The sequence below is a fragment of the Sulfitobacter sediminilitoris genome, assembly GCF_010667575.1.
GTDB classification, from domain to species: Bacteria; Pseudomonadota; Alphaproteobacteria; order Rhodobacterales; family Rhodobacteraceae; genus Sulfitobacter; species Sulfitobacter sediminilitoris.
The window spans coordinates 224908-242470 of sequence record NZ_JAABNT010000002.1; the positions used below are offsets into that span (position 1 = coordinate 224908).

The window sequence follows — 17563 nt, forward strand, 5'->3', positions numbered from 1 at the left end:
CGCGAGGTATCCGGTTTTCGCAAGCTGGGCAAGATGAGCCTGCCGCGTTGACCTCTTTGCCCTGCATCCCTATCGAAGAGAAAGGCACCGGGAGGCATCGCCATGACAGAAAACTTTCAAGCGATGGCAACGCTCGCGGCGGCCAAGATGCGGTCGGTGTTCCCTGCGACGCCTTTACTGAAGAATGAACTGCTCTCGGACCGCTTTGATGCTGATATCTGGCTCAAGCGCGAGGATTTGACGCCGGTGCGGTCTTACAAGCTGCGCGGAGCGTTCAACGCGATGCGCAAGGTAATCCCCGATCAGGAGCTTTTTGTCTGCGCCTCGGCAGGCAATCACGCGCAGGGCGTGGCCTTCATGTGCAAGTACTTTGGGGTCAAGGGTGTGATTTTTATGCCCGTTACCACGCCAGAGCAAAAGATCCTCAAGACTCGCATGTTTGGTGGAGACCATGCCGAAGTGCGGTTGGTTGGGGACTATTTTGACGAAACACTGGTTGCAGCACAGACCTTTTGCGCAGAGCAAGGTGCGCATTTTCTGTCACCTTTTGACGATTACGACGTGATCGAAGGGCAAGCTTCGGTCGCGGTTGAGATCGAACAGGAATTGGGCCGCGTCCCGGATCATATTGTGATGCCAGTCGGTGGGGGCGGCCTGTCTGCGGGTGTGGTCGGTTATTTCGGGACAGAATGCCGGTACACCTTTGTTGAGCCGTCCGGAGCCAAGAGCCTTGCGGCTGCGATTGATGAAGGCAAGCCAGTTGACGTGTCGCCCATTGATTCATTCGTGGACGGTGCCGCGGTGGCCAAGCTTGGCGCAAGACCGTTCGAGACCCTGAAAACGATTGCGCGAGAGGATATCATCGACCTGCCGGAAGATCGGATTTGCTGCACAATCGTTGAAATGCTGAATGTCGAGGGGATCGTGCTGGAGCCGGCGGGTGCCATGTCAATTGAGGCGCTGGGCGACATCAGGGATCAGATCAAAGGCAAGACAGTTGTCTGTCTGGTCACCGGAGGCAACTTTGATTTTGAACGCCTGCCCGAAGTGAAGGAACGCGCGCAACGCTACGCGGGACTGAAGAAGTACTTTATTCTGCGGCTGCCCCAACGCCCCGGTGCCCTGCGGGATTTTCTGGACAAGCTGGGACCGCACGACAACATCACGCGATTTGAGTACATGAAGAAATCAGCGCGCAACTTTGGCTCTGTCCTGATCGGAATCGAAACGGACAAGCCAGAGAATTTCCAGAGTCTGTTTCAGCGGATCGACGAAAGCGGTTTCACGTACACCGATATCACCAATGACGAAACGCTCGCGCAATTCGTGATCTGAGGGGCAGACGGATGGAATTCAAAGACAGTTCAGTTGTGATTACCGGCGCTGGCAGTGGCATTGGGGCGGCACTTGCACGCCGGGCGGCTGACATGGGGGCCAAAGTCTGTGTGTCGGACATTGATGGCAAAAAGGCCGAAGCGGTCGCAGCTGAGATTGGCGGCATCGCGGTACAATGCGATGTCCGTGACGAAATGCAGATCAAACACCTGATTGATGAAGCGACCAAGGCACATGGCACGGTGGATATCTATGTATCCAACGCCGGACTTGGCGGGGGTGAGCCGACCCATGCCGCGTCGCAGCCCGATGCGCATTGGATGCTGAACTGGCAGGTCCATGTGATGTCACACGTCTATGCGGCGCGGGCGTTGCTGCCCATGATGATCGAACGCGGCTCAGGGCATCTGGTCAATGTTGCGTCCGCGGCGGGACTGTTGAACCAGATCGGGGATGCCGCCTATTCCGCAACGAAACACGCGGCTGTCAGTTTTGCGGAATCTCTGGCGATCACCCATGGGCATGAGGGGATCGGCGTGTCTGTTGTCTGCCCTCAATATGTGGCGACCCCGCTTCTGGGTCTTTCAGACGACGACGCAGCGCAGCAGGAGTCCTTGCTGACGGCGGATGACGTCGCGCATGCGATCACCCAAGGGGTCGAGGAAGACCGCTTCTTGATCTTGTCGCATCCCGTCGTGCAAACCTACGCGGTGCACCGGGCCAAAGATCATGACCGTTGGATCACAGGCATGCAGATGCTGCGGGCAAAGGCGGAGGAAACCTTTGGCGGTATCAATATCGAAAACTTTTACAAACTGGTTTAGGCGGCATCGAGATTTTGCAGACCTTCGATGAATTGCTGTTTTGACGCCTCATAGCAGGACACGATTGCTGTCAGGTCCACCTTGTCACCCTCGCCGTTTTCCGCTTGCATCTCGCCTTCTGCGCAAAGTGCAGACAGGTCACTGAAACCAAGGTTTAACGCTCCGCTTCGCAGGAAATGCAAGTCGCGCGCCAGCTGGATTGGTGTATCTGATTTCGACACACGTTTGACCGCGCTGTCTATCTCCGAAAAGAATAGCGGGACCAGCTTGTCAAAATCTTCCGGGCCAACCTCTTGCTGAAGCGTCCGGACGTGGTTCCAGTCAATCATTTTGACCTCCTTGGCTAAAGTGACCGGAACTTGGGCCAAGGACCTTAACAAAAGCCATCCGTCAGCCGGCAATATGCGTTGGTTTTGAACCTTTACGCTGTCTTAAGCGAACCGTGCAACGACACGACGAGGCAGCAACAGTGCAGGCAAACATGGGCCACAGGAACGCGATACCGGATAAGGCAGAGACAGAGGTGCACGCAGCCACGCCGCACCGCCTGTTGATTGTGGATGACAGCCGCTTGCAGCGGCGCATTCTGGCGTCGACCCTAGTGAAATGGGGATTTGACGTGGTTGAGGCCGAAACGGCAGAGGAAGCGCTGGAGCATTGCAAGCATCAGGTGTTTGACCTTGTCATCAGCGACTGGGTGATGCCGGGCATGTCCGGGATCGAGTTCTGTCAGGTGTTCCGAGAGATAACTCAGGATGATTATGGGTACTTTATCCTTCTAACCTCAAAGACCGAGAAATCAGAGATCGTCCGTGGCCTTCACTCCGGTGCGGATGACTTCTTGTCCAAGCCCGTGAATATGCACGAACTACGCGCCCGCATTTCCGCCGGAGAGCGTATCGTGAGAATGCAACGTGAGCTTTCCAAGAAGAACCGGCTGGTCAATATGACGCTTGATGAGCTGACGCGCGTCTATGACCTGGTGGACAAAGACCTGCTGGAAGCGAAAAAGCTGCAGCAATCCTTGGTGCCAGATCGTCACCGTGCCTGGCGTGAAGGGGGGCTGTCCCTGCTTTTGCGATCTGCCGGGCATGTCGGGGGCGATCTCGTCGGATATTTTTCGACCGACGATCAAAAGCTGGGGCTTTACGCGATTGATGTGTCGGGTCACGGCATCAGCTCTGCCCTGATGACCGCCAGATTGGCAGGGTATCTGTCGGCCGCATCGCCGGATCAGAACGTTGCCCTTTCCCGCCAACCCGATGGGCGGTATTTCGCGTTGCCGCCCAAGGACGCTGTGGCCACCCTGAACAAGCTGGTGCTGAACGAAATGGACACCGAGCAGTACTTTACCCTCATGCTGGCTTTCGTTGATCTGCCAACCGGTGAGGTTACTTTTTCGCAGGCCGGTCATCCGCATCCTTTGGTGCAGCGCGCTGATGGTCAGATCGAACAATGCGGTGAGGGTGGTTTCCCCGTTGGATTGATGGCTGACGTCAGATTTGATGAATATACGACAACGCTGGCACCCGGTGACGGGCTTATATTGCTGTCAGATGGGGTGACAGAATGCCCTGATGCCAAAGGCGATCTGCTGGGCGAGGACGGTCTGTACAGAATCATGCAGCGGCTTGCTGACGTGCAGGGCACGGCCCTATTAGAGGCGCTTGTCTGGGAGCTGGCGGCATTTGCCGGGACAGAGGAATTTCCGGATGATGTTTCGGGCATCACTTTTGAGTATTCCGGACCTGCCCTAGCCGTTGAAGTGCCGCAGGAATAGACGGTCGCCATCGTTGCCGAGCATTGAAAGAGCGTCATTCCGGTTCAGGACGAGTGTTTCATGATCCGGTTCCACCGGTTCGGCGATCTGACTGACTGGATACGCAGCATAGACATGACACAGCTTTTCGGCCCAAAGCTCATACTCCGGCATGAACACAAAACGCCTGAATGCGCCCAGCCTGCGGGGCCGTGCAATGCGCCAGCCAATCTCCTCCAGAACCTCGCGATGCAAGGCTTGCAAAGGCGATTCGCCCGGATCAATGCCGCCGCCCGGCAGTTGGATATCCAGCTTTGGTGCAAGCTGCGCGGTCAGCAGAAAGCGGTTCTGAAGCGGTAAAATCGCATAGGCACCAGGCCGCAATCGATAAGAGATGTCTTTTCGGGGCGGTACCCCCACACGTCTGATCATCTGCGTTCCCCTTTATCCGTTGCTTGCCCCGCCTATATAGACGCGGTATGCCAACCGGCCTGAGATAAGGAAACCCCAATGACAGCCCAACAACAGCCCGGAAACCAGATTGCCTGGGACGACAGCGTGTTGCCGTTCCAACTGGATAATTGCGACATTCGCGGGCGCGTTGCGCGTCTGGACGGGGTACTGGACGGCATCCTGAGCCAGCACGATTATCCGCCACAGGTTGAAGCGCTGGTTGCTGAAATGGCGCTGTTGACGGCCTTGATCGGCCAAACCATCAAGCTGCGCTGGAAGCTGTCCTTGCAGGTGCAGTCAAAGGGTGCTGTGCGAATGATCGCAACAGACTATTACGGTCCGCAGGAAGATGGCCGTTCGGCTCAGATCAGAGCTTATGCAAGCTATGATGCTGACCGGCTAAGCGATTCTGTACCATTCGATCAGGTGGGCGAAGGATATTTTGCGATCATGATCGATCAGGGCCAAGGAATGACCCCCTATCAGGGCATCACACCATTGGCTGGCGGTTCTCTCGCTGCCTGTGCAGAGGCATATTTTGCGCAGTCCGAACAGTTGCCGACGCGCTTCTCGCTTAGTTTTGGCCGGTCTTCCGGACCCGCTGAGGCCGAGCATTGGCGCGCAGGTGGGTTGATGTTGCAGCATATGCCCAAGGCGTCCCCCTTTGCTGCGAAAGGCGAGGGCACCGGCGATCTTTTGTCTGCGAATGATCTGGTTCACGGTGACGAGGAAGAGAACTGGAACCGCGCCAATATTCTTTTGGACACGGTTGAGGATCTGGAACTGATTGGCCCAAGCGTGCCGCCAACGGACCTTTTGCTGCGCCTGTTTCACGAGGAACAGCCGCGTGTTTTCGATGCGCAGGCGGTACGGTTTGGCTGCACCTGTTCGGAGGATCGCGTGCGACAGAGTCTGTCGATCTATTCGGCCAAGGACATTGAAAAGATGACCACGGATGATGGGCGGGTAACAGCAGACTGTCAGTTCTGTGGTGCGCATTACGATCTTGACCCGGCGACAGTCGGATTTGAAGCTGAAACGACCTCTGGTGATTGAGAGCATTGATCAGATAAGGGCGGCGCTGGGCAGGGAAGGGCGGGAAACGTCTGACTTTGATCTGAACCCGGATGTGCAGTTGCCCGAGGGTCGCAAGTTACGGCCCGCTGGCGTGCTGGCACCGATCGTGGCGCGCGACAGCGGTTTCCATCTTTTGCTGACCAAGCGGTCCTCGGCGCTCAAGCATCATCCGGGACAGATTGCCTTTCCGGGCGGCAAGCAGGATGAAGGCGATGCGGACGTGATTGCTGCTGCGCTGCGTGAGGCGCATGAAGAGATCGGATTGCCCTACGATATCGTCGATGTTTTGGGTACTTTGCCAGCGCATGAGACTGTGACCGGGTTCACCGTTACGCCAGTTTTTGCCTTTGTTAGAGACGGATTTGAAGTAATCCCGGAGCCCGGTGAAGTGGACGAGGTCTTTTCAGTCCCGCTTAGCCATGTGGCTGACCCGGCAAACTATCTGATTGAATCCCGTCGCTGGCGTGGCACACGGCGTCATTATTTTACGGTTCCTTACGGCCCCTATTACATCTGGGGCGCAACCGCGCGTATGCTTCGGGCATGGTCCGATCGAATGACATCGTAATCCCGCCCGATACAAGCTGGCTGAATGACCCCGGCGCGGCCGAGGTCTGTGCAGTGATTGAGCGTGCGGGATTTGACATCTTCTTTGTTGGCGGCTGTGTTCGGAATGCCATTCTGGGTCTTGCCGACAGCGATGTGGACATGTCCACCAACGCGCACCCGGATCAGGTTATGAAGGTTGCAGAGGACGCGGGGTTGAAGGCCGTTCCCACTGGCATTGACCACGGAACGGTGACCGTGGTTGCGCATGGTACACCGTTTGAGATCACGACGTTCCGGCATGACGTGGAAACCGATGGTCGTCGTGCCGTCGTGGCATTCTCTGACAATATGGAGGACGACGCGCGCCGCCGGGATTTCACCATGAACGCGCTCTATGCCACGGTGAAGGGCTGCATCATTGATCCGCTGGGCGGTCTGCCTGATCTGCTTGCACGGCGGATCAGGTTTATTGAGGATCCCGAAGCGAGGATCAGAGAGGACTATCTGCGCATCTTGCGGTTCTTCCGGTTCTCGGCGTGGTATGCTGATCCTGCTGAAGGATTTGACGCAGATGCCTTGGCAGCCATTTCCGCAAATACCGACGGGTTAGAGACGCTTTCCGCGGAGCGTGTGGGGCAAGAGATGGTCAAACTGCTGTCCGCACCCGACCCTTCTCCAGCTGTGGCCGTTATGCGTCAAACCAATGTTTTGCACGCCGTGTTGCCCGGTGCGGATGATCGGTTTTTGCCGGTTCTTGTGCATCTGGAAGGGTGTCTTTCGCTTCAGCCCAACTGGGTCAATCGGCTTGCCATCCTCGGCGGTGAAGATGTCGCCACCCGATTCCGGTTGAGCAGGGCCGACACCCGACGCGTGGGCCATATGCACGATTTTGGCTTTGCCGGTCCATCGTTGGCCGAAATCGCGTACCGCCATGGACAGGAGGCTGCGGAGGGCGCGATGCTTTTGCGCGCCACCTTGGAAGAGAAAGAGCCTGATTTGGCCGTATCAGAGACGATACGAAACGCTAGCTCAGCAGTTTTTCCAGTCAAGGCCAAGGACCTAATCCCCGACTATGAAGGTCCTGCGCTGGGCGCAAAACTGAAAGAGATCGAGCAGAAATGGATCGACTCCGGCTTTGCGCTGAGCCGGGATGCGCTTTTGCGAACGGTGTGAGGGTCGACACAAAGCCTGTTCTTGGGTATCTAAATGACAAGAACATGGAGGGTTGCAAAATGTATCGCGGGATCTGGTTCGGCTAAAGCCGAGATGACCACGTTTCCTGCTGGACTGTGCCAAGGGCGCGTCCGGTCATTTTGCATATACACGTTCAAGGCTCCCGCCCATGTTCCGCTTTTTCGAAAACCTCGTTGATCCCTATACGCCCTACGTCGAAACCGACACGCCACCGCGCAAGCTGTGGCCGTTCATGCGTGCCTATTGCGAACCGTTCAAAGGCATCTTTGTCCTGACGGCCATCATGTCCATCGTCGTGGCTGCGATAGAGGTCGGGTTGATCTACTACATGGGGCGCATCGTCGATCTGCTTGCCACGGATCCCACGCAGCTGTGGGCGAACCATGGAACCGAACTGATGCTGGTTGCCGGATTCGTGCTGATCGTGCGGCCTCTGTTTCAGGGATTTGACGTTGCTTTGATCAACAATGCCATCCTGCCAAATTTTGGCACGTTGATCCGCTGGCGTGCGCATCGGCAGGTGCTGCGACAGTCGGTTGGCTGGTTCGAGAACGACTTTGCCGGGCGCATCGCGAACCGGATCATGCAAACGCCGCCAGCAGCGGGAGAGGTCGTGTTTCAGACCTTTGACGCGATTTCCTATTCGCTGGCCTATATGATCGGCGCCGCAGTCCTCCTTAGCACCTCGGATTGGCGGCTGATGTTGCCCTTGCTGGGGTGGTTTGTTCTGTACGGTGCGCTGGTCAAATGGACGGTGACACGGGTTGGCCCGGCATCACAGGCCGCGTCCGATGCGCGGTCACAGGTTACGGGGCGTGTGGTCGATGCCTACACCAACATTCATTCGGTCAAGATGTTCGCGCACCATGATCTGGAAGTGGATCATGCCAAGGAAGCGATCGAATATGCGCGACAGACGTTCCAGAAGGAAATGCGCATCTTCACGATCATGGATGTCGTTCTGACGGTGCTGAATGGGGTGCTGATCCTTGGGGTTGTCGGTTGGGCGCTGGCGCTGTGGACATGGGGCGAGGCGTCGGTTGGTGTTGTCGCCGCTGCGGCCGCGCTGACCCTGCGTCTGAATGCGATGACCGGTTGGATCATGTGGGCGCTGTCCTCGTTCTTCCGGGAACTGGGCGTGGTGGCCGAAGGGATGGAGACCATTGCGCAGCCGATCGCGCTGGTGGACCGGGCCGATGCCGAACCTCTGCAATTGGGGAGAGGCGAGATAGAAGTGCGTGATCTGACCCATCACTACGGTCGCACCCAAGGCGGATTGCAGAATGTGAATTTAAAGATCGCGCCGGGCGAGAGGATCGGGCTTGTCGGCCGCTCAGGCGCCGGGAAATCGACCCTCGTGAAGCTGCTTTTGCGGTTCTACGACGCGGAATCCGGCGAGGTCTTGATCGATGGTCAGAACATCAATTGCCTGACACAGGACAGTTTACGCCGGCATATCGGCATGGTGCAGCAAGACAGTTCCTTGCTGCACCGGTCAGTGCGCGAAAACATTCTCTATGGTCGGCCTGATGCCACCGAAGAAGAGATGATTGGCGCGGCGAAACAGGCCCAGGCGCATGAGTTCATTCTGGATCTGGCCGATCCCGAAGGGCGCACCGGGTATGACGCGCGGGTAGGTGAACGTGGCGTGAAACTGTCAGGTGGTCAGCGTCAGCGGATTACGTTGGCCCGGGTCATCCTGAAGAACGCGCCGATCCTAGTTCTGGATGAGGCGACCTCGGCGCTCGACAGTGAGGTTGAGGCGGCAATTCAGGAAACGCTTTACGGGATGATGGCGGGCAAGACGGTAATCGCCATCGCGCACCGCCTGTCCACAATCGCCGAAATGGACCGGATCATCGTGCTGGATCAGGGGCAAATTGTCGAAGAAGGCACACATGACGCGCTCTTGGCGCAAGGCGGGCTATATGCAGACTTCTGGAGCCGTCAGTCGGGCGGTTTCCTGAAATTGGACGAAGTGGCCGAGGAATAGTTTTGCGCGTTTCTGATTGGATCAACCCGTTTGCCGCCGCTGACGGTCCGCCACCACAGTCGCTGGGCGCATTCATGCGCTGGTGCCTGTCAGGTGCGTGGCCCGTGTTGTGGCTGGCCGCACTGCTGTCCGCGCTTGCCGGAATATTGGAGGCGGGGACAGCATGGATCTTGGGCAAGGTCATCGATGCCACGTTAAGCGCAGGGCCGGATGCGTTCTTTGACGGTCAGAACCTTGGTCTGATCATCGGGGCGATGGCGTTCTTCCTGATCGCGCGCCCGGTTCTGTTTGGCCTATCGTCTGCGTCGAACGCCATCATGGTTCAGCCCAATGTGAACCCCTTGGTCCTTTCGCGGCTTCATCGCTGGACACTTGGCCAGAATGTCGGGTTCTTTGATGACGATTTCGCCGGTCGCATTGCGCAAAAGCAAATGCAGGCGGCGCGGGCGGTAACCGAAGTTGCGTCCGAGGTCATCAACGTGGTCGCCTTTGCGCTGGCTTCGCTGGTTGGGTCCGTCGCACTTTTGCTGGCCATCGACTGGCGGGTGGCAATTGGGTTCGCGGTCTGGCTGGTTGCCTATCTGGCCTTGATCAACTGGTTTCTGCCACGGGTCCGCGCGCGGTCTGCAGGGCGTGCCGGGGCGCGGGCAATGGTGTCGGGGCAGGTGGTTGATACGATCACCAACATCAAAACGGTCAAACTATTTGCCCACGCGGATCACGAGGATCGCGCGGCGCTGGGCGCGATGCAGACGTTCCGGCAAAGGGCGCTTGAGTTTGGGTACCTTGCTGCCGGGTTCCGACTGGCGCTGATGAGCCTTGCAGGTGTTTTGCCGGTACTGCTTATCGGCGGGACGATACTATTGTGGCAGCGCGGGATCGCGAGCGAAGGCGATATTGTTGCCTCTGGAGCAATCGCCATCCGCATTGCGCAGATGACGGGCTGGGTCAGCTTCACCTTGATGGCGATCTATTCCAATGTGGGCGAAGTAGAAGATGGAATGAAGACGCTGACACCACGGGTCAGGGTCGAAGATGCGCCCGGTGCGACGGACTTGACGGTGACGCGGGGCGAGATTTCTTTTGACGGTCTCGGCTTTGCCTATGGTCGCGAGACCGGCGGGATTGAGGGTATCTCTCTCACCATTCATCCGGGTGAAAAGCTGGGGATCGTGGGGGCATCTGGTGCAGGTAAATCGACGCTGGTTGCACTGCTTCTGCGGCTCTACGAGGCGGAAGAGGGTTCTGTCTCGATCGACGGGATGGACCTGCGGGATATCACACAAGAGAGTTTGCGTCGCAATATCGGGATGGTCACGCAGGAAACAGCGATGTTCAACCGATCTGCGCGGGACAACATTCTGTACGGTCGGCCCGATGCAACGGAGGACGAGGTGATCGCCGCCGCAAAGCGGGCCGAGGCGCATGATTTCATCATGGGTCTGCAGGATCACCGGGGGCGTCGCGGCTATGACGCCCATTTGGGGGAGCGCGGTGTGAAACTATCCGGCGGACAGCGGCAACGGATCGCCCTGACCCGTGCAATTCTGAAGGATGCGCCCATCCTTGTCCTGGATGAAGCGACCTCTGCGCTCGACAGCGAGGTCGAGGCGTCAATACAGGCGGCGCTGACCCGCGTGATGGAGGGCAAGACCGTGTTGGCCATCGCGCACCGGCTGTCGACTCTGACCGAAATGGACCGGATCGTTGTCATGGATGCAGGCCGAATCGTGGAAAGCGGCACCCATGACGTGCTGCTGGCCCAAGACGGGCTCTATGCGCGGTATTGGCAGCGTCAGTCCGGTGGTTTTTTAAACATGAAGGCGGCGGAATAGGCTTGGGTCGCCCCGGTCTGCGCGGTACATCGGGCACATGACTGAATTTACCATACGCCGCCTGGGCCACCACGGGGACGGCATCGCCGATGGCCCGCTCTTTGCTCCTGTCACCCTTCCGGGCGAGGTGGTGACAGGGCGCGTGTCTGGTCAGACGCTGGAAGACATCAGAATTATCACGCCGTCGTCTGAACGGGTCGCACCACCATGCCGTCACTTCAAGGCCTGCGGGGGTTGTGCGCTGCAACATGCCTCAGACGCGTTTGTGGCGGACTGGAAGGTGGACGTGGTGCGCAATGCGTTGGATGCGCATGGATTAGAGACTGAATTTCGACCGATCATCACCTCACCCGCGCAATCCCGCCGCCGTGCGACCTTTGCCGCGCGCCGGACCAAGAAGGGCGCAATGGCAGGTTTTTACGGTCGTGGGTCTGATGTGATCATCGAGATACCCGATTGCCAATTGCTGCACCCCGACCTGATGGCTGGGCTGAACGTGGCCGAGGAATTGGCGATGGCAGGGGCCAGTCGCAAGGCGGCTTTGGCGGTCACGGTCACGTTGTCAGAAAACGGGCTGGACGTTGCGGTGACAGTTGGCAAGCCGCTGGACGGACCCTTGCGGCTGACACTTGGGCAGCTTTGCGAGAAACTGGGACTGGCGCGGATCGCTTGGGAAGACGAGGTTATTGCGATGCGCCTGCCGCCCCTCCAACGATTTGGTCGGGCCGAGGTTTTGCCGCCTCCGGGCGCTTTCATTCAGGCCACTGCGGATGGCGAGGCGGCATTGCTGGCCGCCGTACGCGAAGCTGTGGGCGAAGCATCCCATGTCGCTGACCTGTTCTCTGGGTGCGGCACCTTCGCGTTGCCGTTGGCAGAGACGGCAAGCGTTCATGCCGTGGAGGGTGAGGCAGAGATGCTGACCGCCCTGGACCAGGGATGGCGCAAGGCGGAAGGCCTGAAACCTGTCACAACCGAGGCGCGTGATCTGTTTCGCCGCCCACTCTTGCCGGATGAGATGAAGGGACTGGAAGCCATCGTTCTTGATCCGCCGCGCGCCGGGGCGGAGCGGCAGGTCGTTGAGATATGCAAAGCCGGCGTACCGCGTATTGCGTTTGTTTCATGCAATCCGGTGACCTTTGCACGGGATGCGCAGGCGCTTTGTGATGCGGGGTACACCCTTGATTGGGTTCAGGTCGTTGACCAATTTCGCTGGTCCGCACATGTGGAGCTTGCGGCATCCTTCACACAGATCGCGGGATAGAAGGCATCTCACATCTTTTTGAACGGCATTTTTTTTGATATATGGTAGCGCCATAAGAAACGGGTCGGGAACCGCCGACAAAAGGGGCAGACGCGATGAATCGCAGGAATATGATCCTTGGAGGCACAGCGCTGGTGGCGCTGGGTGCCTGCGCGGACAGCAAATTCAAAAGATATAACGGGCCTGAGGTCACTTACGTGTTGGTCAACAAGGGCGCGCGGAACATGTACCTGCTGCACTATGACAAGGTGCTTCAGGATTACAGAATCCGGCTTGGCTTTGCGCCAATGGGGCATAAGGAAATCGAAGGTGACGGAAGAACGCCCGAAGGGATATACCTGATCGACCGTCGCAATCCGAATTCACGGTTTCACTTGTCGCTTGGTATTTCATATCCGAACGAACGGGATCGGGAACGCGCAAAGGCATTGGGAAAACCGCCCGGCGGCGACATCTTTATCCATGGTCAGAAACATCCGCTGAAAAAGGACAAGGATGACTGGACCTGGGGATGTATCGCGGTCAAGAACAAGGAAATTGAAGATATTTACGCAATGGTCAGAGACGGTACGCCGATTCAGATCAACCCGTAAAAGATGGGCAGCTTAGTCGCCCATCACCAAAGTCCACCAGATCTTGCCACCTCGTTCCTGATGCCATGCAAACCCCATGTTGCGCGCGTCGGGCGACATAATCACGCGGCGCGTATCGGGCTGCTCCATCCAGGCGGCAAGCGTTTCCAGCTCTGACTCGTAGGTTTCCGAGATCGTCTCTCCGACAAGGCGGCCGGTGTATCCCACGCGATTGATCCGGTCGATGGGAGAAGACCCATCAGATCCGAAATGCCAAGGCCGGTTTTGGACGGACATATCCCGGGAATGTGTTGCCGCAGCAGCATTGAGTTGCGAGTTCAGCTGTACCGGTGCCCGACCGCCTGCCTGACGCAGGGCATTGATAGAATCAAGCATACGGAACTGAATCTTGCCAGTATCCCGCGCACTGATCCGATAGGGTTTCGGCAGTGGTTTTCCATCCGTGCCCATTTGCGGTGCGGCAGGCGCACAAGCGGTCAAAGCGATGGCCAAGGCCAGAAAAACGGACAATAGACGGATCATGACGCTGCTCCAAGCGTTGCGGTTCTGGTATGCCTTACATGGACGCACGTTGCAGTTCAAACGCACATCGGCGTTACTGCGCCTTATGACAGTTGTTTGAATTGATACTGCGGCTTTCGGGCAATATATTCACTCGATATCGGGAAACCGAACATGATGGAGACTGAAAATGTCTGACAACAAATCGAAAATCACAAGTCGCCGCAGCTTCTTGGCTGGCAGCGCGGCAATGCTGGCCACGCCGGCACTTGCTCAAAACACTGGTTCTGTGAACTCAGCTGCTACAACTCAGGTGGAACGTGATCTGACGGAAACCGTGCGCCGCAATATCTCAAGCTTCCGGACGCTTGATTGGCAGCCATATTTCGATAACACGCAGAATGGCGCGATTTTGGTCGATATCGACAGCCGCGCGGTGCACTACTGGTCGGAAGACCAGAGCATCTACAAGCTTTATCCATCGAGTGTGCCGCTGACGGATGACCTTACCCGTCGGGGTCGTACACGCGTGATTCTCAAGGATCCGGAACCCTCTTGGAGACCGACGCCGTCGATGTTGCAGCGGAATCCGGAATGGCCGGACTATATCGGACCGGGGCCTGATAACCCCCTTGGTACGCGGTCCCTGCACCTGAGCTGGACGTACTACCGCATTCACGGCACGCACGATACACGCAAGATTGGGCGTAAATCGTCAAACGGCTGTATTGGCCTTTATAATGAGCATATTGAAGAGCTTTACGAGATGGCCAAAGTGGGCACACAAGTGTTGCTTATTTGACGACATTTCGACGGTTCTGCGATGCAGCAGCGAAATCCGGGTTTGCATTCCAACAGTTATGCTGTTTACAAAGTGTTACGAGGTAAGTCTTGGGCGCGTGCGCGCAAATTTGCGTTGCACGCCTATTCTGGAGGTTATTACTATGAAAAAACTCGTTCTCGCCGCTGCTCTGACGGCTGCTGCATCGACCGCATACGCTGGCTCTCTCGCAGACCCAGTCATCGAAGCACCAGTGATCGTTGAAGAAGCAACCGGTTCTTCTTCCGGCATCCTGATCCCGCTGATCCTGTTGGCTGTGGTTGCTGCGGCTGTTGCTTCCGACTAATTCGGAACAACAACTGAAATAAAGAAGGCGGTGCTTTGGCACCGCCTTTTTTCGTTTGGCAGCCTGCCGAGAATGTATTGGCCGCGACTGTCCCATCAGAAAGTGTGTTGTCAAAAGTCCAACGTGTCTTTCCTCATCTGTGCTATCTTCCCAAAGCGAACACTTGCAACAGGGAGGCAGCGTGATGAAACGGCTTACCGCAAAAGATTTCGATCCAAAACTTCTGGAGCTTTATGATTTCTACGCCCATGGCATGATCACGAAACGTCAGTTTCTGGATGGGGCGGCCAAGTTTGCCGTTGCTGGTCTGACCGCAACTGCAATTTTGGGCATGATGTCACCAAATTATGCTCTGGCGGAGCAAGTATCTTTCAACGATCCGGACATCGTACCTGAATACATTTCCTATCCTTCGCCCAACGGTCACGGTGAAGTGCGGGGATATATGGTGCGTCCGGCAAATGCCCAAGGCAAATTGCCCTCCGTTGTCGTGGTGCACGAGAACCGCGGATTGAATCCCTATATCGAAGATGTTGCAAGGCGTCTCGCCAAGGACGGTTTCATGGCGCTGGCGCCTGATGGCCTGACCTCTGTCGGTGGGTATCCAGGCAATGACACCGAAGGTCGTGCGCTGCAAAAGACGGTTGATCCGGAAAAGCTGATGAATGACTTTTTCGCTGCAATCGAGTTTCTGATGACGCACGAGGGATCGACGGGGAACGTGGGTATTACCGGTTTCTGCTATGGCGGGGGCGTGTCGAACGCGGCCGCCGTTGCATATCCTGAGCTAAAGGCGGCTGTCCCCTATTATGGACGACAGGCGGCAGTGGAAGATGTACCAAAAATTCAGGCACCACTGCTTTTGCATTACGGGGAACTTGATGAACGTATCAATGCGGGCTGGCCTGCGTATGAGGCTGCGCTGAAAGAGCATGGGAAGACGTATGAGGCCTACATCTACGAAGGGGCCAACCACGGTTTCCATAACGACAGCACGCCACGCTATGACGAGGACATGGCCAAGTTGTCATGGGATCGGACGATTGCGCATTTTCGCAAGTATCTGACCTGAATAGCGCCTGTTCCAGACGCTTGGGTTGGCTGGTTTAGTCCAGCCAGCCCTTCAGGTTCTCTTCGATCGTGTTGGACAGCGCCTTGATGTGCATATCGTCGTCATTGAGGCATGGGATGTAAGTGAAATGTTCACCGCCCGCCTCTTCAAAGCTTTCCTTGATCTCTTCATTGATCTCTTCAAGCGTTTCGATGCAATCAGCTGAAAACGCGGGTGCGCAAACGGCGATGTTCTTGTTTCCGGCCTCAGCCTGACGCGCGACTTCTTCGACGGTGTAGGGCTGAAGCCATTCTTCGGGTCCGAATTTCGACTGGAAGGTCGTCATGATTTCGGTGTCTTTCCAGCCAAGCCGTTCCTTAAGCAGGCGCGTCGTTTTCTGGCACTGGCAGTGATAGGGGTCACCTTCCATCAGATAGCGGATTGGCACACCGTGATAAGAGCAGATCAGGATATCTGGACGTTTCTCTGCTGCTGCATAGGCGCGTTCGATGGATTGCGCGAGCGCCTCGATATAATCGGGACGGTCAAAGTATGGTGGCACGACACGGGCGATGGGTTGCCACTTTTCCTTACCCAAGGCAGCAAAGAATGCGTCGCAAGCGGTTGCCGAAGTCGCGCCAGCGTAATGCGGATAAAGTGGGAAGAACAGGATCTTTGAACAGCCAGCTTTCGTCATCGCCTCAACCTTGGACTTGGTTGAGGGGTTTCCGTAGCGCATGCAGAAGTCGACCATCACGTCATCGCCGTAACGCTCTTTCATCGCGGTCTTGATCTTGGCTGTTTGTGCCTTGGTGATCGTCATCAGGGGGCTTTCGCCCTGTTCCTCGTTCCAAATGGACTTATACGCCGCACCAGACGTGAAAGGACGCTTTGTCAGAATGATCAATTGCAAGAGTGGCTGCCAGAGCCATGGAGAATAGTCGATGACCCGACGGTCCGACAGGAATTCACCCAGATAACGGCGCATGGACCAATAGTCATAATTATCAGGCGTACCAAGGTTCGCGATCAGCACGCCAACACGTTGTTTTGGAACGACCGGATGGTCCTCGTTTGCGTGTGCAGGGCGCGCGGCTTGCATTTTGTGGTCCTTAGATAAATCCATGCCTTCGGTCCTTAGACAATTACGTCGGCCTCAGATAGGGGGTTTTTGGCGATGGTCAATTGGGCAGTTTTGTCTCAGTTGCCCCAAGGGCATCCGCCAGACGCTGCTGCGCCGATCCGGGGCGCAGGGGTTTGGGCTGGTTTTCATCGGGTGCCCAGCCGGTCAGAAAGATCAGCTCGAAGGTCGCGGTGATGCGCCCTTGAGCGGTTGCAAAGTGGTTCTGGTAGAGGTCAGTGGCGCGTTCGAACACCGCGCGCTTTGATGGTTGGCGCAGGCGCTGGGCCAGCGCGTTTGTTTCCCCCATGGCGCGCAGGTCGTGCATGAGCGCCCAGGCATCCTTGTATTCAACGGTCAGTGGCAAGGCATCGGCGACGGGCAACGCCAGACCTGCGCGTTGCAGCAGGCCGCCCATGTCACGCAGTTCTCCCATCGGGGCAATGCGGGGGGACAGGCCGCCTGTTACCTCGACTTCGGCCTGACCAAGGCAGGCACGCAGCTCGTGGAGGGTTTGCCCGCCAAAGGAAGCCGTCAGCAACAGGCCATCGGGTTTCAGGGCACGGCGGCATTGGATCAATTGGCCAATGGGATCATTGGTCCAGTGCAGGGACATCACATGAAGGACGACATCGTGCTGATTTTGAGCGAGCGTGAGGGTATCGGCGTCTGCGACAATCGTGGCAGCCGGGAACCGCGCGCCCCAGAAATCAGGAAAACCCGTGACAACCGCAGTCGAGGTAAACGACTTGTTAACCATACCCATACGATCTTCAATCTCATCGGCAGCGGCCATGTGCAAAAACAACGCGTCTTCGCGCGCACGGGCGCGGTGCCGGGCAAGGGCCGTGGTGTCAGTCATGGTCGGTTGTTGGGTCATTCGGGTCACAT

Annotated in this window: 18 protein-coding genes; 13 read left to right on the forward strand and 5 right to left on the reverse strand. The window is 57.1% G+C overall.

Annotation, left to right across the window (positions count from 1 at the left end; all coding sequences use genetic code 11):
- The first annotated feature begins 102 nt into the window (after window positions 1-102).
- Complete coding sequence (gene ilvA / locus GV827_RS03980; protein ID WP_164352409.1) at window positions 103-1335, forward strand: threonine ammonia-lyase IlvA; 1233 nt, start codon at window positions 103-105, stop codon at window positions 1333-1335.
- 11 nt (window positions 1336-1346) lie between these two features.
- Window positions 1347-2159: an SDR family NAD(P)-dependent oxidoreductase gene (locus GV827_RS03985; RefSeq protein ID WP_164352410.1), complete on the forward strand. Its 813-nt coding sequence runs from the start codon at window positions 1347-1349 to the stop codon at window positions 2157-2159.
- Here the strand turns inward: GV827_RS03985 and GV827_RS03990 are convergent.
- On the reverse strand, window positions 2156-2488 hold the full coding sequence (locus GV827_RS03990) for an Hpt domain-containing protein (protein ID WP_164352411.1): 333 nt from the start codon (window positions 2486-2488) through the stop codon (window positions 2156-2158). The two genes, GV827_RS03985 and GV827_RS03990, sit on opposite strands and share 4 nt — an antisense overlap.
- Before the next feature lie 113 nt (window positions 2489-2601).
- On the opposite strand from GV827_RS03990, the gene GV827_RS03995 reads away from it, so the two are divergent.
- On the forward strand, window positions 2602-3939 hold the full coding sequence (locus GV827_RS03995) for a PP2C family protein-serine/threonine phosphatase (RefSeq protein ID WP_328823106.1): 1338 nt from the start codon (window positions 2602-2604) through the stop codon (window positions 3937-3939).
- Here the strand turns inward: GV827_RS03995 and GV827_RS04000 are convergent.
- Window positions 3913-4350 carry an NUDIX domain-containing protein gene (locus tag GV827_RS04000; protein WP_164352412.1) on the reverse strand — a complete coding sequence of 146 codons (438 nt, stop codon included), beginning with the start codon at window positions 4348-4350 and terminating at the stop codon, window positions 3913-3915. The two genes, GV827_RS03995 and GV827_RS04000, sit on opposite strands and share 27 nt — an antisense overlap.
- 78 nt (window positions 4351-4428) lie before the next feature.
- Between GV827_RS04000 and hslO the strand changes: the two genes are divergently transcribed.
- The 7 genes from hslO to GV827_RS04035 all read left to right on the forward strand — a co-directional run bounded on the left by hslO (window position 4429) and on the right by GV827_RS04035 (window position 12873).
- Window positions 4429-5427 carry an Hsp33 family molecular chaperone HslO gene (gene hslO, locus GV827_RS04005; protein ID WP_164352413.1) on the forward strand — a complete coding sequence of 333 codons (999 nt, stop codon included), beginning with the start codon at window positions 4429-4431 and terminating at the stop codon, window positions 5425-5427.
- Window positions 5417-6016 (forward strand): CoA pyrophosphatase, encoded by a 600-nt coding sequence (locus GV827_RS04010; protein ID WP_164352688.1) that lies wholly within the window; start codon window positions 5417-5419, stop codon window positions 6014-6016. Before hslO ends, GV827_RS04010 begins: the two co-directional genes overlap by 11 nt.
- A complete protein-coding gene (locus GV827_RS04015) occupies window positions 5992-7170 on the forward strand; it encodes a CCA tRNA nucleotidyltransferase (protein ID WP_164352414.1) in 1179 nt (392 codons plus the stop codon). Before GV827_RS04010 ends, GV827_RS04015 begins: the two co-directional genes overlap by 25 nt.
- Before the next feature lie 169 nt (window positions 7171-7339).
- A complete protein-coding gene (locus tag GV827_RS04020; protein ID WP_164352415.1) occupies window positions 7340-9184 on the forward strand; it encodes an ABC transporter ATP-binding protein in 1845 nt (614 codons plus the stop codon).
- Window positions 9185-9258: 74 nt separating this feature from the next.
- Complete coding sequence (locus tag GV827_RS04025; RefSeq protein ID WP_386333947.1) at window positions 9259-11019, forward strand: ABC transporter ATP-binding protein; 1761 nt, start codon at window positions 9259-9261, stop codon at window positions 11017-11019.
- Between the two features lie 37 nt (window positions 11020-11056).
- On the forward strand, window positions 11057-12280 hold the full coding sequence (locus GV827_RS04030) for a class I SAM-dependent RNA methyltransferase (RefSeq protein WP_164352417.1): 1224 nt from the start codon (window positions 11057-11059) through the stop codon (window positions 12278-12280).
- Between the two features lie 95 nt (window positions 12281-12375).
- Entirely contained in the window at window positions 12376-12873 is a 498-nt protein-coding gene (locus GV827_RS04035; RefSeq protein ID WP_164352418.1) for a L,D-transpeptidase family protein, read from the forward strand.
- 12 nt (window positions 12874-12885) lie between these two features.
- Here the strand turns inward: GV827_RS04035 and dalA are convergent, their stop codons facing one another.
- Complete coding sequence (dalA, locus tag GV827_RS04040) at window positions 12886-13395, reverse strand: divisome-associated lipoprotein DalA (RefSeq protein ID WP_164352419.1); 510 nt, start codon at window positions 13393-13395, stop codon at window positions 12886-12888.
- Window positions 13396-13564: 169 nt separating this feature from the next.
- Between dalA and GV827_RS04045 the strand changes: the two genes are divergently transcribed.
- From GV827_RS04045 to yghX, 3 genes are all read left to right on the forward strand, one after another.
- Window positions 13565-14176: a L,D-transpeptidase family protein gene (locus GV827_RS04045; RefSeq protein WP_164352420.1), complete on the forward strand. Its 612-nt coding sequence runs from the start codon at window positions 13565-13567 to the stop codon at window positions 14174-14176.
- Window positions 14177-14318: 142 nt separating this feature from the next.
- Complete coding sequence (locus GV827_RS04050) at window positions 14319-14501, forward strand: hypothetical protein (protein ID WP_164352421.1); 183 nt, start codon at window positions 14319-14321, stop codon at window positions 14499-14501.
- Between the two features lie 184 nt (window positions 14502-14685).
- On the forward strand, window positions 14686-15573 hold the full coding sequence (gene yghX / locus GV827_RS04055; RefSeq protein ID WP_164352422.1) for a YghX family hydrolase: 888 nt from the start codon (window positions 14686-14688) through the stop codon (window positions 15571-15573).
- Between the two features lie 34 nt (window positions 15574-15607).
- Here the strand turns inward: yghX and hemH are convergent, their stop codons facing one another.
- Window positions 15608-16654: a ferrochelatase gene (gene hemH / locus GV827_RS04060; RefSeq protein WP_164352423.1), complete on the reverse strand. Its 1047-nt coding sequence runs from the start codon at window positions 16652-16654 to the stop codon at window positions 15608-15610.
- Window positions 16655-16733: 79 nt separating this feature from the next.
- Window positions 16734-17552: a methyltransferase domain-containing protein gene (locus tag GV827_RS04065; protein ID WP_164352424.1), complete on the reverse strand. Its 819-nt coding sequence runs from the start codon at window positions 17550-17552 to the stop codon at window positions 16734-16736.
- Window positions 17553-17563 lie beyond the last annotated feature (11 nt).

Coding starts and splice junctions, on each gene's coding strand:
- ilvA (WP_164352409.1), top strand. CDS start 103: ATGACAGAAAACTTTCAAGCGATGGCAACGCTCGCGGCGGCCAAGATG.
- GV827_RS03985 (WP_164352410.1), top strand. CDS start 1,347: ATGGAATTCAAAGACAGTTCAGTTGTGATTACCGGCGCTGGCAGTGGC.
- GV827_RS03990 (WP_164352411.1), bottom strand. CDS start 2,488: ATGATTGACTGGAACCACGTCCGGACGCTTCAGCAAGAGGTTGGCCCG.
- GV827_RS04000 (WP_164352412.1), bottom strand. CDS start 4,350: ATGATCAGACGTGTGGGGGTACCGCCCCGAAAAGACATCTCTTATCGA.
- hslO (WP_164352413.1), top strand. CDS start 4,429: ATGACAGCCCAACAACAGCCCGGAAACCAGATTGCCTGGGACGACAGC.
- GV827_RS04015 (WP_164352414.1), top strand. CDS start 5,992: ATGGTCCGATCGAATGACATCGTAATCCCGCCCGATACAAGCTGGCTG.
- GV827_RS04020 (WP_164352415.1), top strand. CDS start 7,340: ATGTTCCGCTTTTTCGAAAACCTCGTTGATCCCTATACGCCCTACGTC.
- GV827_RS04025 (WP_386333947.1), top strand. CDS start 9,259: ATGCGCTGGTGCCTGTCAGGTGCGTGGCCCGTGTTGTGGCTGGCCGCA.
- GV827_RS04030 (WP_164352417.1), top strand. CDS start 11,057: ATGACTGAATTTACCATACGCCGCCTGGGCCACCACGGGGACGGCATC.
- GV827_RS04035 (WP_164352418.1), top strand. CDS start 12,376: ATGAATCGCAGGAATATGATCCTTGGAGGCACAGCGCTGGTGGCGCTG.
- dalA (WP_164352419.1), bottom strand. CDS start 13,395: ATGATCCGTCTATTGTCCGTTTTTCTGGCCTTGGCCATCGCTTTGACC.
- GV827_RS04045 (WP_164352420.1), top strand. CDS start 13,565: ATGTCTGACAACAAATCGAAAATCACAAGTCGCCGCAGCTTCTTGGCT.
- GV827_RS04050 (WP_164352421.1), top strand. CDS start 14,319: ATGAAAAAACTCGTTCTCGCCGCTGCTCTGACGGCTGCTGCATCGACC.
- yghX (WP_164352422.1), top strand. CDS start 14,686: ATGAAACGGCTTACCGCAAAAGATTTCGATCCAAAACTTCTGGAGCTT.
- hemH (WP_164352423.1), bottom strand. CDS start 16,654: ATGCAAGCCGCGCGCCCTGCACACGCAAACGAGGACCATCCGGTCGTT.
- GV827_RS04065 (WP_164352424.1), bottom strand. CDS start 17,552: ATGACCCAACAACCGACCATGACTGACACCACGGCCCTTGCCCGGCAC.